This window comes from Clostridioides sp. GD02367, assembly GCF_045900275.1.
Taxonomy (GTDB): domain Bacteria; phylum Bacillota; class Clostridia; order Peptostreptococcales; family Peptostreptococcaceae; genus Clostridioides; species Clostridioides difficile_A.
Genome location: NZ_JBJODK010000010.1, coordinates 89,429 through 105,937, shown reverse-complemented (window position 1 = coordinate 105,937; position 16,509 = coordinate 89,429). Strand labels below are relative to the sequence as shown.

At 27.9% G+C, this 16,509-nt stretch carries 13 protein-coding genes, 1 pseudogene and 1 riboswitch; of the genes and pseudogenes, 5 read left to right on the top strand and 9 right to left on the bottom strand.

Annotated features, from left to right (window positions below; all coding sequences use genetic code 11):
- Nucleotides 1-122: 122 nt before the first annotated feature.
- From Q3223_RS13880 to Q3223_RS13860, 5 genes and pseudogenes are all read right to left on the bottom strand, one after another.
- A pseudogene (locus Q3223_RS13880) lies at nucleotides 123-545 on the bottom strand (D-proline reductase (dithiol) proprotein PrdA); the annotation flags it as partial.
- A gap of 438 nt (nucleotides 546-983) precedes the next feature.
- A complete protein-coding gene (gene prdR / locus Q3223_RS13875; RefSeq protein ID WP_074179788.1) occupies nucleotides 984-2,744 on the bottom strand; it encodes a sigma-54 dependent transcriptional regulator PrdR in 1,761 nt (586 codons plus the stop codon).
- A 370-nt stretch (nucleotides 2,745-3,114) separates the two neighbouring features.
- Complete coding sequence (locus Q3223_RS13870) at nucleotides 3,115-5,328, bottom strand: Cys-Gln thioester bond-forming surface protein (protein WP_407812099.1); 2,214 nt, start codon at nucleotides 5,326-5,328, stop codon at nucleotides 3,115-3,117.
- Between the two features lie 15 nt (nucleotides 5,329-5,343).
- A riboswitch (cyclic di-GMP riboswitch) is annotated at nucleotides 5,344-5,429 on the bottom strand.
- A 396-nt stretch (nucleotides 5,430-5,825) separates the two neighbouring features.
- On the bottom strand, nucleotides 5,826-7,139 hold the full coding sequence (gene prdC / locus Q3223_RS13865; RefSeq protein ID WP_407812098.1) for a proline reductase-associated electron transfer protein PrdC: 1,314 nt from the start codon (nucleotides 7,137-7,139) through the stop codon (nucleotides 5,826-5,828).
- A gap of 389 nt (nucleotides 7,140-7,528) precedes the next feature.
- On the bottom strand, nucleotides 7,529-8,293 hold the full coding sequence (locus Q3223_RS13860; protein ID WP_167639838.1) for a polysaccharide deacetylase family protein: 765 nt from the start codon (nucleotides 8,291-8,293) through the stop codon (nucleotides 7,529-7,531).
- A 290-nt stretch (nucleotides 8,294-8,583) separates the two neighbouring features.
- Between Q3223_RS13860 and Q3223_RS13855 the strand changes: the two genes are divergently transcribed.
- The gene (locus tag Q3223_RS13855; RefSeq protein WP_003422115.1) at nucleotides 8,584-8,787 is read left to right on the top strand and encodes an alpha/beta-type small acid-soluble spore protein; all 204 of its coding nucleotides are present in this window, start codon (nucleotides 8,584-8,586) and stop codon (nucleotides 8,785-8,787) included.
- A gap of 190 nt (nucleotides 8,788-8,977) precedes the next feature.
- Nucleotides 8,978-9,514, top strand: coding sequence for a DUF4364 family protein (locus tag Q3223_RS13850; RefSeq protein ID WP_009891708.1), 537 nt, complete (start codon nucleotides 8,978-8,980; stop codon nucleotides 9,512-9,514).
- 3 nt (nucleotides 9,515-9,517) lie between these two features.
- Here the strand turns inward: Q3223_RS13850 and Q3223_RS13845 are convergent, their stop codons facing one another.
- On the bottom strand, nucleotides 9,518-10,384 hold the full coding sequence (locus Q3223_RS13845) for a YncE family protein (protein ID WP_054271698.1): 867 nt from the start codon (nucleotides 10,382-10,384) through the stop codon (nucleotides 9,518-9,520).
- Nucleotides 10,385-10,531: 147 nt separating this feature from the next.
- On the opposite strand from Q3223_RS13845, the gene Q3223_RS13840 reads away from it, so the two are divergent.
- On the top strand, nucleotides 10,532-10,777 hold the full coding sequence (locus tag Q3223_RS13840) for a TIGR03905 family TSCPD domain-containing protein (RefSeq protein ID WP_054271699.1): 246 nt from the start codon (nucleotides 10,532-10,534) through the stop codon (nucleotides 10,775-10,777).
- Nucleotides 10,778-10,907: 130 nt separating this feature from the next.
- On the opposite strand, the gene Q3223_RS13835 is transcribed toward Q3223_RS13840, so the two are convergent.
- On the bottom strand, nucleotides 10,908-12,206 hold the full coding sequence (locus Q3223_RS13835) for a folylpolyglutamate synthase/dihydrofolate synthase family protein (protein ID WP_284182422.1): 1,299 nt from the start codon (nucleotides 12,204-12,206) through the stop codon (nucleotides 10,908-10,910).
- Nucleotides 12,207-12,339: 133 nt separating this feature from the next.
- On the bottom strand, nucleotides 12,340-13,359 hold the full coding sequence (locus Q3223_RS13830; protein ID WP_054271701.1) for a S8 family serine peptidase: 1,020 nt from the start codon (nucleotides 13,357-13,359) through the stop codon (nucleotides 12,340-12,342).
- Nucleotides 13,360-14,149: 790 nt separating this feature from the next.
- Between Q3223_RS13830 and Q3223_RS13825 the strand changes: the two genes are divergently transcribed.
- Nucleotides 14,150-14,866, top strand: a complete 717-nt coding sequence (locus tag Q3223_RS13825) for an AzlC family ABC transporter permease (RefSeq protein ID WP_223153370.1) — start codon at nucleotides 14,150-14,152, stop codon at nucleotides 14,864-14,866.
- A complete protein-coding gene (locus tag Q3223_RS13820; protein WP_054271702.1) occupies nucleotides 14,856-15,179 on the top strand; it encodes an AzlD domain-containing protein in 324 nt (107 codons plus the stop codon). The genes Q3223_RS13825 and Q3223_RS13820 overlap by 11 nt, the downstream gene beginning before the upstream one ends.
- 259 nt (nucleotides 15,180-15,438) lie before the next feature.
- On the opposite strand, the gene rgaR is transcribed toward Q3223_RS13820, so the two are convergent.
- The gene (rgaR, locus tag Q3223_RS13815) at nucleotides 15,439-16,149 is read right to left on the bottom strand and encodes a two-component system response regulator RgaR (protein ID WP_054271703.1); all 711 of its coding nucleotides are present in this window, start codon (nucleotides 16,147-16,149) and stop codon (nucleotides 15,439-15,441) included.
- Nucleotides 16,150-16,509 lie beyond the last annotated feature (360 nt).

Genomic DNA, 16,509 nt, shown 5'->3' with positions numbered 1-16,509 from the left:
ACATTATTTTCTTATTTATTATTTTAAATCTCGATTCCTCAACAGGTAGCCCCTTAACTGAGGAATCAAGTAAATTAAAACCTTCTTAAATAGTTGTATTTTAACTATTATTTTTGTGGTACTACTCCCATTTGAGTAGCAATTGCTAAAGGTATCTCTAAGTTGATATCTTTACCTTCTTGTATGTGTATTTTTATTACTTGACCTGTTGTAGCTTGTGTCAAAGTAGCTACAGGTGCTACTGGAGCTTCTACTTTTTCTTCAGTAGATTCCTCAACATCTGTTTCTGTTGTTTTATACCCTTCCACATTATCTGTAGTCATTGGAGATAAAGCATCTAAAGTTTTTGTTAACTTAGCTCCTAATACTTGACCTACTGTTAAATGATTTTCTGGTATAACTAGTAATCCTGAATCTTCTAAATCTCCAAATATTGCTGGATCTTCTAAATTTTCTGGTGCTATTATTGTTCCTTCTTCAAATCTGCAGCAGCATACTGCTGGGTCATTTGCATGAGCTTGAGCTGTTTCTAAAGTTATTGACATATAAAAATGCCTCCTTCTTTTGATTTTTAATTTATATTGATACCTTAACACTTTTAATAATCAACATTTTTACTGTTCCCTACTAACAGCTCTAAGTGTTAAGATTTTTAAACTACATAAGTCATCAAAATCATTGTTTTTTTCTCATTTGAAGTCACTTTATATATAAGCAATTCCTATGCCAACTTATTAACAAAAAGATTTTTTCTATAATAGATTCTTCTCTTATCGCTATTTTTAGCCAAATATCATATAAATATTTATTTAAAACAGTTTATTTTTTATGTATGTAAACATTTTCTCAAACAAAAAAAAGTGTCAATTTATCAACACTTTTTTATTTTTTTTAACACACCCACATACATAGCATTGTTATAACCATTGATTTCACTACACTTAATACTGATATTTATTATTTTGTCAAAATTTAGTCATGTGTCATATTTTAGACACATCTATTTTGTATTGGTCTATCTTATAATACAATGTAGTTCTTGGTATATTTAATATCTTAGCTGCTTTAGCTTTATTTCCATTAGACATTTTTAAAGCCTTTGTTATATTTTTTACTTCAATCTTTTGAGTAGCTTTCGTCAAATCTAAAGGATATTCCTCTTCTTCAGTACTTTTATTAGTAGAATCCATCATGTAGCTTGGTACATCCTCCATCTCTATCCTAGAGTTTTGAGACAAAACAACCATATTTTCAATTGTATTTTTTAATTCTCTAATATTTCCTTTCCATCTATAGTTTTGAAATATATCTATTACATCTTTACTAATTGTAAGAACAGGTTTGTTGTTTTGTTTACATATTTCTTCTAAAAAGCTATGAACCAACAATCCTATGTCCTCTTTTCTCTCTCTAAGTGGTGGAATCTTTATCTCCACAACATTTAATCTATAGTATAAATCTTCTCTAAATTTTTCTGATTTCACCATTTTACCTAAATCTTTGTTAGTAGCTGATATTATTCTAGGATTTATTTTTATTGTTGTATCTCCACCAACTCTTCTTATTTCCTTTTCTTGTAGTACTCTAAGCAACTTAGCCTGCATACTAAGAGGTAAATCAGCAATTTCATCTAAAAATACAGTCCCATCCTTTGCAAGTTCAAATATACCTATTCGACCTTTTTTGCTTGCTCCAGTAAATGCACCTGATTCATATCCAAAAAACTCACTTTCAAACAACTCATTTGGTATGGCACTACAGTTAACAGGTATAAATTGACCTTTTCTCTCACTATAATCATGGATAGCTCTGGCAAATACTTCTTTACCTGTACCACTTTCACCCCAGATAAATATGCTACTATTGGTTCTAGCTACTTGTTTTGCAATCGCTTTCGATTTTTCCAACTTATAACTCTTACCTAAAATTTTATCAAAGCTACCTTTGGATAAGTTTTTAACTTCATTCTTTAAATATTTCAATGTATCATTTACCTTTTCAAGTTCAAGAGCAAGTATCTTGGCTTCTGTAACATCAACTTCTGTACATACAACACCAATAAATTCTTCCTTATAAAATATAGGATTTGCATGGACTAGTGCATACATATTTTCTTTTTTATCTGTAAAATATAAGTCACTCATACCGATTTTACTATTTAATACTTTTTCTGAAATAGTATTTTCCAAAAATTCGTTCATCGGTCGACCGACTATGTCTTCAGATTTTATATCATACCTTTCCTCCATAAACTTATTCCACAATATAACTACACCTTCGTTATTTATAGCACAAATTCCTTCTTTAATTTGTCCTATAATATATTTCAAAGTCAATCCATAGTCTTCTAAATGCATATATAAATAGTCTCTAATATGCTCTTGTTTTAAGACTCCAATAATTTTATTGTCTCTAAGAACAGGGAGAATTCCTATATTTTTCAATATCATTATATCTCTGCACTCATCTAAGGTTAGACCTTCGCTGACATATATTACATCCTTTTTCATTATAAGTTTTACTGGTTGACCGTCATACTTCTTATGCATGTCATAAAGATTATGTATATCTGTCATAGATATAATCCCTTTTAATTCACCAGATGAATCTATTACCATTAGAGTTTTTGTGTTGCTTTTTATCATTTCTTTTATTGCATCTTCAATTCTTGTGTCTTCGTCTATAGTTGTAAATTTTGTATCCATTACCTCTTCTACTTTTTTTACTTCTGGTATCGAAAACATAAAGTCCCCCCTTTATAGTAGTACATCATCAAAACTTATTTATATATATTTATTCTAGCATATCATAATAACAGTTTATTAAATAATTAATATTAAAATTTCTTAACTGTTTAATATACAAATTTCTAATACAAATTCATGTAATTACTAAAATGAATACTTAAATCTATACAAATGAAATCAAATGAATTATACCTTTAGTATATTATTTTTTCAATACTATTTTCACCTTCAAAGTATTTTTCTATTCACAAAACAATTAACATCTGTTCTCACAAAGGTTATACTTACACAAAAAAATGCCTCAAAATGATTTTAAATCAATTTGAGACAATATATTCTAAAACTTAATAACAAACAGTACTCCATATTAATTTTTTGCTCTTTTTGTTTGATACGCTAACCCACAAATTGCTACAATACCAATAAGTATGTATGGCATTATTTGAGTTTCATCACCTGTTTTTGGTGATTTTACAACTATGTCATTTGTTGGTGGTACTGGTGGATTTACTATTGTATCATTTTTTGATGGCACTGATGGATTTTCCACTACATCACCTGATGGTGGCACTGGTGGATTTATCACTGTATCATCTGATGGTGGTACTGGTGGATTTATTACTGTATCATCTGATGGTGGTATTGGTGGATTTATCACTGTATCATCTGACGGTGGTACTGGTGGATTTATCACTGTATCATCTGATGGTGGTGATGGCTTAGGTTTATGACCATTTGAGTTATCATTACCATTATCTGGTGGCACTGGTGGATTCACATCAGGGTCTCCATCTGTTGGTACACCTATATTGAAATCAACTTCCTCGCCATTTTTTTGTTCTATTGTATAACTTAATAAATTTTGCTTACTAGTAGGCAATAAAGATGAATGGTCTTTATCACCAAAATCGAAAACTGTCTTAAAATACTGAATAGCTTTTGGGAAAATATAATCATAAGATAAAGCAGATATATTAGCTTTTACATCTGGCTTATTAACACTCTTAAGTTTAAACTTTTCTTGTGTTGAGATTTCTACTTCACCTGTACCTATTACATTTCCATTTTCATCATAAGCAGTTACTCCATCTGGTAACTTTAATTTAACTACACCACTATAACCTACTAAAGCTATAGCTTCTGTTTCATAAGTACCATCTTGATTCTTATCAAATTTAATATCAGTCAAACCATTACTCAGACTAGGTTTTCCTGTATCATTTGGCTTTAATTCTTCACGCCCTGCATTTAATAATGCCTCTAAGTAAGCTTTTGAATTTATTGCTGCTTCCTTACCTTTTAGATACTCAGCTTTTTCCTCTTCAGTCTTTGCACTCTCTATAAACATATCATAAAGCTTTATATTAGCTTGATATTGTTTAAGTCTTTCCTGCTCATTCATTTGCCCAAGCATAATCCAAATAGCATCTTGAGTAGTAGAATGAGTTATACCTTCATATTCTTCTCCACCTAAATTAAATTGTTGCTTATATCCAAATCCATCAAACTCAGAACCCGCATATAGTATAGATTTAATTGCATCTTCGTTTTGATTTTCTTGACCATTAAAATCTTCTGCTGGTAAGTATGGACTCTTATTATGACTAGTTGGAGATTTTAGATGATTATTATAACAAAATGCAGTTTGTTCTCCGTCTTCACCTTCTATTATATATTTCCCATCTTTATAGCCTGCACCTATAAGACCTTCTATTATATAATCAAAAGTTAAAGTTTTTGTAATATCATCAAATCTCACATCAAAATAAGGTCTATTTGAACCATCTGTTTCTTTTAACAAACATGTATTTTTTACTTTTGAATTTTTATTATGCCATAATCCAATATTTGCATCTTTTGAAGTAAGTACCTCACTAATTTCTGACTGTTCATCTGTTTTTACATCATTTTCATCTTCCCAGAAATTATATACAATCTTATTTATTTGAGATACAGTAAGATTAAGAATATCTTCAATATTCTGCTTCAAACTCATTTCTTCTACTTCTAATTCTTCCTCTTCTTCTGATGGTATAATTTCACCTAATGGCTTCTCCCCATCTGGTATCTCTTCACCTGATGGTTTCTCCCCATCTGGTATCTCTTCACCTGATGGCTTCTCCCCATCTGGTATCTCTTCACCTGATGGCTTCTCTCCATCTGGTGTTTCTACTCCTGATGGCTTCTCTCCGTCTGGTGTTTCTCCTCCTGATGGCTTCTCTCCATCTGGTGTTTCTCCTCCTGATGGCTTCTCTCCGTCTGGTGTTTCTCCTCCTGATGGTTTCTCTCCGTCTGGTGTTTCTCCTCCTGATGGCTTCTCTCCGTCTGGTGTTTCTCCTCCTGATGGCTTCTCTCCGTCTGGTGTTTCTCCTCCTGATGGTTTCTCTCCATCTGGTGTTTCCCCTCCTGATGGTTTCTCTCCATCTGGTGTTTCTACTCCTGATGGCTTCTCTCCACCAAGTATTGTATCTTTTCCACTTACTTCGTCAGCATAAGATATTATTGGTGCAAATGCAGTAAATGCCATACTAAAAGCAATTACTAAACTAATTATACTTGATTTTTTAATTTTTATTTTCAAGATTTTCCTCCTATTTATATTTATAGCAGGTTGCACTACTAACTCCATATATCTTTTAAGTGCCCAAATTTAAGATATACTTCACAGTTTCTATAAATAGGTTTTTAGTAATTTTTATTTTTGTAATATTTTTTATTTTTTAAGTGCACTCTTTACGAACATTCTAAAATTATTAGTAAGAGACAAAAACTTATTCTTACATTAAAAAAGATACTGTAGAGTATCTTGAGATAATACAAAACTATTTACTCTATTGGATAATTGACTCAATTCAATTTTTATATGTCAATATGACCACATATCTGAGTTTGTTTTTGTCTAATATAATTTTAATAGCTATTGCCATTATTATATATTAGATATTATATTTTGTCTATTTTTTCCATATTATTTATATTATTCGTTAATGTTATCGACATATAACAACAAAAAAACATCCCTGAAAACAATTTTCCAATTTTTTCCAAGGATGTTTTATTATATATTTTTATATTATATTATTTTATTTTTAATCTTACGTCACCTTTTATTCTTCTTATTAATGGGTGATTAACTGTTCTCATTACATGGTCAGTAATATGATATACACCTAATTTTAATTTTGGTGCAGAACCCATTACTGTGTTACTACAGTCAGTACAGTTTCCTATTAATATAACTTCTGCTCCAGCTTTCTTAAATTCTATACATTTTTGAGCTTGTCCTGGACAGTGTCCTGGATTTTCACATTTTAATACACCTTTAATTTCTTGAGCTTGTTTACATTTTTGAACTGATACTATATCAGTAACTCCCATTTTAGCTGCTATGTCTCTCATTCTTTCTTCATTAGGTCCACATGCACAGACTAAAAGACCCATTTTTCTCTTTTCATTAACAAATGGCATAGTAACTATTATACCACCACTAGTTTTAGTTATTGGAGTATCTAAAGTAGTAGCTTTACCAGTGAAAGGTCCTCCTAAGATTATCTCACCGTATTCACCTTTTATTCCACCAGCTCTTTCAATTAATTCTCCAACAGTAGTCCCAATTGGCACATCTTCAAATACTATAGATTCTTTTCCACTGTTTAATTGACCAACTACAGTTACATTTTTAGATATAACTGGTCTTTTTTGCTCAACAGCTTCTACTATTCTAGTTAATGTTTCTACATTTATTACTACTGCATTAGCTTCTGAAGGTAATTGAGTTGGCTCAAGTAATTTACCTAGAACGTCTCTTACTATCGCTCTCTCTTCTCCCATTGGGTACATGTCAACTAGTTCTGCAACTTCTATATTATCTCCTGGCTTTATTACTTTTTTAAATGCTGCTATTGCTTCTGGATGCTTGCTTTTTATTGCTAGCATACCTTTTCCAGCATTAGTAACTTCCATAGCATATTTTATACCTTGGTAAACTATCTCTGGTCTTTCTTCTATTTCTTTTATGTTATGAGCTAATAAAGGTTCACATTCAGCAGCATTTGCTAATATTGTTCCACCTTTTAAATCTATGTTTAATTTTATATGAGTAGGGAATCCTGCTCCACCCATACCTACAACTCCAGCTTCTTTAATTAAGTCAAGTATACCTTCTCCTTTTAATGGTTCAAAAGTATCATCTTGTACTTCATCAGCTTCGATTACTATAGCTTGGTCATTTATTTCACTTATTTTTCCACTAACACTGGCATAAATATTTGCTCCTAATCCAGCTGGTTCTGCGATTAGAGTTCCTTTTTTTACTACATCTCCAACACTTACTACTGGTTTATCTGGACCACCAACGTGTTGTTTTAATAAAATAGAATATAGTTTGTTCAACTAGTACGCCCCCTTAAGTATATTAATTTTTTTTATAAGCTGTTCAAATAATGTTAATGTTGTTTTTCTATTACAATGTCTTAACATATTGTTTATTTCTATAGAACATATCGCTTATTAACAAAGCAATTTCTATGCCAACTTTTAAACAAACTTATACCCTTTGAAAATACTGTCTTACAGCATCCATAACTTCTTTCAAATATTTAAACTCATTTTATAAAAGTCAATTATTAGACACTTTTTCAACCAATTTAATCTATAATTATTGATATCGCATACATGCATAAAAAGTGTCAAAAAATAGACACCGTCTTTTTATCGACACTTTTCTAACATATACTATATAATTTACCACAACTTTACTTAAAATATACATTTACTACTTGTTAATTCTTAAGTTTCTGCACTCCATTAGAATCAATTATGTAATTATCTTTATATAATAAGTCTGATATTTTTACTAAACTGTATCCATCTTTTTTAAGCTTACTTATTATAGTGTCCAAATAGTTATCTACATCATTTATATTAGCATGAAATAAAACTATTGAGCCAGGTTGAGATTCTTTTATTACTTTTTCAATTACATGGTTTGGACCAAGCTCTTTCCAGTCTATAGAATCCACATCCCACTTAATTACTTTATAACCTAAATCACTGCAAATGTCCATAGCTTTGTTGTTTACATCTCCAAAAGGTGGTCTAAACAAATTTGTTTTTTTCCCTGTTATATTAAATATCTTTCCTGATGTAGTTTCTATTTCTTTTTTTATGTCTTCTTTTGATATTTCTTTCAAATTCGCATGGGTATTTGAATGATTGCCAATTTCATGTCCCTTTTCATCTATAGCCTTCACAATATCTTGATTATCATCTACCCAGCTACCAACTAGAAAAAAAGTAGCTTTTACATTATGTTTATCTAAAATCTTTAAAATTTCATCCATATTATTAGTTCCCCAAGCAACATCAAAACTTAAAGCTACCTTTTTCTCATTTGTATCAACTTTATATATAGGCATTTTTGAGTTATCAGACTTAGAACACATATACTTTATTCCATAAACAAGAGCAAATATTAATACTAATAATAATGAAAAAAATAAAACACTATATATCAAAGCTTTAGTTCTTTTGACTTCTCTTTTCATACTATTCCCCCTTTTAAATAATTTCTTCTATATTTAAAATTTATTTTTTTTTAGCTCAAAAAAGTACTGTAATATTTAATTTATAAGACAATAAGTAAAAAAACAAAATCTATATCGTTCTAGTTAAACGCTCTAAAATACCCATTTATTTAATTTTTTAATATTTTTTACATTTTTACCTTTATTTTTCTGTATATATTATTTTTATTTTGGAGAAATTAGTATTAACATCACATAAATAAAAGTGTTGTTAGACATCATAAACTAATTATTTGAGGAGGAAATTTACTATGTCAAATTCAAACAGAACAGTAGTGCCAGAAGCAAAAGCTGCTTTAAACCAAATGAAATTAGAAATAGCTAACGAAATAGGTTTATCTAACTATGAAAACATAGACAAAGGAAACTTAACAGCTAGAGAAAATGGATATGTTGGTGGATACATGACTAAGAAATTAGTTGAAATGGCTGAAAGACAAATGGCTGGAAAATAGATAGTAAATTTTGACACCTGGGTATCAACAGGGCTGCTAATTAGCAGCCCTGTTTCTCTGTATTTATTTATAAAATTAATTTTATATGATTTGTTAAAGATTAATAATACTATATAAATTGTTCTTTTAATTTTGTATGAATTAGTTTAATATATTATATATAGAAATAGTTTGACGGAGGATGATATTTATGTTTGAAAACTCGTCTGAAGAATTAGCGTATCATAAACTTTTAATTTTATATATATTAGAAAAAATTAAAATGGATTTAACTAATTCTCAAATAACTCAAGTAGTATTAGAGACTGAGATGATGAATTATTTTTCATTACAACAGCTTTTATCTCAGCTTATGGAATCTAAGTTTTTGACTACATATAAAGACTCTGACAGAGAATATTATGCTCTTACTCAAAGAGGCGTAGAAAGTCTAGAATACTTCTTTAATCGAATACCTACTAGTGTTACAGAAAAAATAGACAAGTATATAGATTCTAATAAAGAAAATTTACTAGCAGATACTCAAGTAAAGTCTAGTTTTGTAAAACAAAGTGATAATGAATTTATTGTCAACCTTAGAGTCATAGAAAATCAGTCTAACTTAATAGATTTAAATCTAAATGTTTCCTCAGAGAAACAGGCAAAGCTTATTTGCAACAACTGGAAAAATAATGCATCTTATATGTATGCCGAAGTTATCGACTTACTTATAAGAGACATACATTAAAGCCTACAAACAAATTATAGTTGTAGGCTCTTTTCCTACCTTGATTTCTTTTATTAATTTGTTATTTGCAGTTTCGTAAACTTTCACTGAGTTTTCTTGTGTATCTGACACAAATAATAACCTTTCATCTTTAGATATTTCTAATCCCTGTGGAATTCCATTTATCTCAATATTCCCAATGTATCTACTTGTTGTATAATCTAAAATTCTCACATTATTATAACCCAAATCAGCAACATAAACTTTTTTCCCACTATAATTAAATCTTATTTCTACTGGTAATAAGAATTCATATAATACCTTTTTTATATCCATACTTACTTCATCAACTATTATAAGCTTTCCATCAAGTGTTGATATATACATTTCTTTCTTTTGTTTATCAAGTTCTATATGCCATGCTCTAAAGTCCATATTAATTTTCTTTTGTATATTTTTATTTATTGTATCTATACATACTATTGAATTTATACATGGTACATATAACTTTTTACTTTCTCTGTCAAAATCAAATCCATGTGGCATGTTATCAACACCAATAATTCCTATTGGATTTAATGTGTTTTTATCCAATACGTATATACTATTAGAATCTTCATTTGCTACAAATAATTCATTATCACTAAGTACAACTTGACTAAGACTTCCTCCTATGGAAACAGTATCAATTATTTTATCATTGCTTAAATCTAAGACATAGAGTATCCCATTACTTGAACTAGGTATGTATATTAAATTTTTTTCTTTTTCTATGCAAAAATGATGTGGATATATATTATCTTCTAATACTATTTCCTTTTCTAGCTCAAGTGTAGAATAATCAACTATACTAATACTCTTTGATAGATAGTTAGAAATATAGATTTTCACATAACCCCTCCTCTCCACAATACATATACTACAATAATATATTATTTCATTAGCTTGTATTATGCTTTATAGTTGCATTATTACGCATATATTTGGTATTATTATTAATGTTAAAAAAATGAAATATATTTAATGGAGGTCTTTTTAATGAAAGTAACATTTAACCCAAGTGGTGTTTGTTGTAGAGAAATGGTTTTTGAAGTTGATGAAAATAATGTGATTGTTGATGCTGAGTTCATAGGAGGATGTAATGGTAATTTATCAGGACTTAGAAGCTTAATAATTGGTCAAAATGCTCTTGAAGTTGCTGATAAATTAAATGGTATTGATTGTGGTGGAAAAGGTACTTCTTGCCCTGACCAGCTATCTAAAGCTATCCGTCAATCTATATAATCACCACTATATAAATATCAGAAAAATTATTAAAAACTTACTTTATATAAAAAAGAGCTATCTACTAAGTTAGATAGCTTTTTTTATATTTTTATTTATATTCATGTATTTATATTTTTATTTTATAAAGTTATAATTTATTTACTAAAGTTCTAACTGTCCCAATCATATATAAAGAACCTGCACTTATTATAACATCATCTTTATTTGATGTTTCCAATGTGTAATTTACTGCATCTTCTATCTCATGCTTTGATGTTACATCATCTACATATTTTAATACTTTTTCTTTTAATATATCTGAATTTATGGCTCTTGGATTATTAGGAGTTGTTGTTATTACCTTATTAAAATGTGGCAATAATATATTTAAAACACTATCAATGTCTTTATCTTCTAGCATACCTATTAATAGGGTTAAACTTCTATCTTTAAAATTCTTATTAAGTGCTTTTGCTAAAGATTTTGCTCCATCTTCATTATGCGCACCATCTATTATAAAAATTGGATTTTCTTTTATTTTTTCTATTCTTCCTGGCCACTTAGTATTTATAAGTCCTTTTCTTATAGATTCTTCACTTATCTTTTCTAATTTGTTTATATCTTTTAAATATTTTATTACACTCATCGCCAATATAGAATTATTTATCTGATGTTCACCTATCAATTTTATTTCAAGGTCTTTGTAAATTTCTTTCATTACAGTACAGTCATATATTTGAGAGTCTATATCTGATTTTTTTATATTTATATCATCAAAATTAACTTCTATATATTGTGCTTTTTTCTCATTACAAACTGACTTTATGACATTTTTAGCTTCATCAGTTTGGTCATATACTAGTACTACTCCATTTTCCTTTATTATCCCAGCCTTTTCATATGCTATTTTTTCTATTGTGTCTCCAAGTATTCCTGTATGGTCTAAACTTATAGATGCTATTACACTTACAAGTGATTTTGTTATTATATTGGTAGCATCATATCTTCCACCTAAACCAACTTCTAAAGCAACAAAATCCACATTTTGTTCTGAATAGTAATAAAATGCCATTGCAGTAACTACCTCGAACTCTGTTGGATATGCATAGCCTTGTTCTACCATAATATCTATTTTTTCTTTTATTAATTCAATTATCCTAGCAACATCGTCTTGTGGTATATTTTCTCCATTTACTCTTATACGTTCAGTAAAGGTTTCTAAATACGGAGATGTATATAAACCAACTTTATATCCACACTCTCTTAGTATATTAGAAACAAAAGAACACACTGAGCCTTTTCCATTAGTTCCAGCTACATGTATTATATTTAAAGTTTCTTGTGGGTTCCCCAATAATTCTAATAATTTTCCAATATTCTCTAGACCTAATCTTATACCAAACTTATTGGTTTGTGATATGTACTCTAATGCTTCTTCATATTTCATTATCTAATTCCCCCTGTATCGGCATTTTCTTTTATGTTATCTAATTATAGTATATTTTTTGCTTTTAATCTACTGACAAAGAATACATATAATCTAATACCTTATACATTAAATCTAATTACTAATTCCTTATTTATAATTTTTTGTTTTTATACATTTCTACTAACTCAGTTAATGTATATATCGAAACTAAATCATACTTTGATATATCCATATAATTAAATTTTATGTTAAATACCCGTTCTAGTTTTTGAAGCAAACTAAAACAATTATCATAAACTAATCCTATCTCTTTATTAAAAAGACTACATTGAAATAATTTTTCATTATCAACTTTAATATTTAAGCAATCTCTAACAACATCAGCGACTTTCATAAGAAGAACATTTTCTTTGTCATACAAATCTAGTTTAAAGTTTGGAATTCTACTATATTCATCTAAATCAAAACTATCCCAATTATTTTTAATTGCTAATAGTTCAAGTTTATCATTTAAATCAGATATCGTTATATCTGGATTTTCAGACAATATCTTAGCTATTTTACCAGTAAATTTTGCTGCTACATAGCTATTACACTTTGGTGGTAATCTATAAGAATTATTTATATCACAACTTATATACGAATTACTATCCATAACACATTGAACATCATATTTTTTATTGTACCAAAAAGAATCATCTACATCTAAGGTAAATCCTCTCACTCCTATAACATTATTAAACATTGCTGGATAACTTAAGTCAAATTCATTAGATAATGAACATACTATTATTTTCCCTTTTCTAAACAATTCATAACAAACTTCAAATAATCCCTTGACACTTTCTACTCCTATGACTGATAAACTTAAGTTAATCAATCTTATGTTTGTGTCTAAAAGATATTTTAATGCTTCTTCAAGAACTTTTATATTTGCGATGCTATCTTTACCTAAAACTTTTATAACAAATAGCTCTACATCTTCATACTCCTTCTTTATTATTGATGCACAAGCAGTTCCATGACCATCTTCATCATCAAATTTATCTGATATAAAAATATAATCATGTATACATTCAAAAGCAATTCCTCCAACTAAGTTATCCTTTAAGTAATCATGTTCTTTATCTATTCCTGTATCTAATACTGCAACCTTAACTTTATTATTCATATCACATATATTCTCCATTACTAAAAGTTTTTAATATATCTATGTTAATAGTTCATCTTAAATTTTAATTTAAGTTGCACAATTTCTCTTTTAAATGCCATATTTACTTCTAAAAACATAAATTAAGTATACTATATATTCAATTTATATTCATTATATCAATTATTATCATTAAATTGTTAAATAATAAGATAAAATTTTTAGATTTATATCACAATTTAGAATTATTTGTAAAAAGGAGATTATCCTTCTTATTAGACAATCCCCTTGTATACTTTATTCATATATATTTATAATTAACCACCAATTACACATTCTACTTTTTTACTTAAATATCATAAACCTCAATTTTATTTATGGGAATAATTATTTATATACTATAAGAACATTAATTTAAATGTAATTGTCTTGTAATACATTCTACAATGTATGAATCAATATGTAAAAAAACACTCAAGATAGCGAATAAATATATATTTAAATCAGCACATAAAAACTTGCACTCTGCACACTCATAAAATTTATATAGTCATTATCCTAAGGATTGATACCTAAACCCTTATATATTATATCATATTTCAATAAATAAATTGCATAAAAGGGAATCTTTTAATAGAACTAAACTATTTATAAATTCATTACTATAAATTCTACAAATTATAAATGCTTATTTTAATATATACTGTATTGCCTCAAACATTGATATAACTAATTAAAATAGATATAATAAAATGAAACAAATATTTATAGAATTTTATAAATATTCATTATTTTAAAGAGGTGATTATATTTGAAAGAAGAAATATCAAGAAAAGAAATTTTAAAGGAAAGTTTTCTGACATCAATCCCAATATTTCTAGGATATATCCCATTAGGACTTATTTGCGGTATTATGCTTCAAAAAGCAGGTTTATCTGCCTTTTACATACTAATGATGTCACTTATGGTATTTGCAGGTAGTTCACAGTTTGTGGCTGCTTCAATGCTAGCTTCAAATGGAAGTATAACTTCAATAGTACTAACCACATTTATATTGAATCTTCGTAATTTTTTAATGAGCTCCAACTTACATATGCATATAAAAAATAAAAATATGAGGTTTTTAATGTATTTTTGTCATGGTGTTACAGATGAAACATTTGCTATAAACTTAGAAAAATATACTTATAGTAATTGGACAGATAAACACGCATTATACCTAAACAATCTTTGTATACTAGTATGGGCTGGTAGTTGTTTCTTAGGAGCATTTCTTGGAGAAATTGTCACTATAAGTGATTCTGTAGCAAGCTTTCTACTTATAGCAATGTTCATAACATTAGTAGTTAATCAAATTAAAAGTAAAGTATACATACTAGTTTCAATGCTTTCTATCCTATTATCAATAATTTTATATACTTTCTTTAAAAGTAGTTTAGTCATCATAATAGCATCTATTTTATCTGCTTTATTTGGCTTTTATATACAAAAGTTAACTCGCAAGAAGGAGGAAATCCATGAATACTAATTACATACTTGTAGTTATTTTAGGTATGGCAATTGTTACTTATATTCCAAGAATTTTACCTATGATAATACTTTCAAAAAATGATATGCCTGATTCTATTAAAGACATCATGAAGTTTATACCTATTGCTATACTTAGTTCACTCATAGCAAAAGATATTTTTTTTAATGGAGATAATCTATATATGTCATTAACTAATCCCAAAATTATATCAGGTATAATAGTACTATTAGTAGCTTATAAATTCAAGTCTATTGCTATCTCAATAGCTGTAGGTGCAATATCTATATGCTTTTTTGGAGTCATATTGTAAAATTTAATATATGTTAATGCATAGTAAAAAACTAAAATACTACATATAGAAATTATCTATAATATACTAATAATTAATCTATTATAATTGTACACTCCACATAATGAAACAATACCTAGAATCTATAAGCTACTATTTTACATCATAATAAAGGCCGTCTTAATACAGAGAATTTTTTCTATATTAAGACAGTCTTGAATAAATAGCTCTGTGATGACTTTAAATATTTTTTAAATATTTTAATTTACCTTTTTCAAAATTAATACATTATATCACATAACAAGCTTGTTAATGCTACTTTTAAATCTTTGAGTCTATACTTACTAATTGGTATAAATTTCTCATTAATAGTAATCATATTATCACCAAGATCTTCTATTCTTCTCAAATTGACAATAAAACTTGTATGACATCTGAAAAATCCATTTTCACACAATAATTTTTCTGCTTGTTTCATGCTCATATTGGCTTTATAATCTCTCCCTAATGTATGTACAACTAAATCTCTCTTTACAGTTTCAACATATAAAATAGAATCTATAAGTATTCTATTAAATCCTTTTTTACTATTTAAAACTATATAACGCTCCTTCTTTCTTTGAAGGTTATCAATACAAAGATTTACACCCATTGCAAAGTTACTATACTCTATAGGCTTTACTAAATATCTATAAGCACGTACTTCATAACCCTGGGGGGCATACTCTGAAAAAGCAGTTGTAAATATAATTTCTACTTTTTCATCAAACTTTCTTATCTTTTTAGCCACCTCAATTCCATTGATATCTTTCATTTGGATATCTAAAAATATAATGTCAATTTTTTCTGGGTATTTAGATATTAAATCTTCTCCACAAGAGAATTCCAGTATTTGATAATTTAGACACCTTTCAGACAAAAGTTTTTCTGCAAATTCCTTAAGTATGCTTCTTTGTATTTTTTCGTCATCACATATAACTACCCTGAACATAATATCACCTCCAAATCTAAAATATCATTTAGTTTACTTTATTTCAATTTACAAACTGTACTCATTGACTTTTATATTCAAATTTCTTTACAAACTTAAATTGTCGATTAAACTACTTCTAGTAATTATCTTTGATACATAAACTTAAATTATGATAAATTCATCTATTTTTCTAGATATATTGTGCAAAAAATATATGAAGGCAAACGTAATCTGTATTTTATCATCCTATATTAAATATCATAATATAGCAAATTTTTATTGCTCATAAATTTTTTAGATATAAGATTAATATCATCATAAATAAGATAAAAATATAACACATCTGTAATGAATTATAACATCATATTTGTATATATA

Bases quoted from the DNA above. Each gene is read 5' to 3' on its own strand.
- prdR (WP_074179788.1), bottom strand. From the start codon at position 2,744: ATGTTTTCGATACCAGAAGTAAAAAAAGTAGAAGAGGTAATGGATACA.
- Q3223_RS13860 (WP_167639838.1), bottom strand. From the start codon at position 8,293: ATGAAAAGAGAAGTCAAAAGAACTAAAGCTTTGATATATAGTGTTTTA.
- Q3223_RS13855 (WP_003422115.1), top strand. From the start codon at position 8,584: ATGTCAAATTCAAACAGAACAGTAGTGCCAGAAGCAAAAGCTGCTTTA.
- Q3223_RS13850 (WP_009891708.1), top strand. From the start codon at position 8,978: ATGTTTGAAAACTCGTCTGAAGAATTAGCGTATCATAAACTTTTAATT.
- Q3223_RS13840 (WP_054271699.1), top strand. From the start codon at position 10,532: ATGAAAGTAACATTTAACCCAAGTGGTGTTTGTTGTAGAGAAATGGTT.
- Q3223_RS13835 (WP_284182422.1), bottom strand. From the start codon at position 12,206: ATGAAATATGAAGAAGCATTAGAGTACATATCACAAACCAATAAGTTT.
- Q3223_RS13830 (WP_054271701.1), bottom strand. From the start codon at position 13,359: ATGAATAATAAAGTTAAGGTTGCAGTATTAGATACAGGAATAGATAAA.
- Q3223_RS13820 (WP_054271702.1), top strand. From the start codon at position 14,856: ATGAATACTAATTACATACTTGTAGTTATTTTAGGTATGGCAATTGTT.
- rgaR (WP_054271703.1), bottom strand. From the start codon at position 16,149: ATGTTCAGGGTAGTTATATGTGATGACGAAAAAATACAAAGAAGCATA.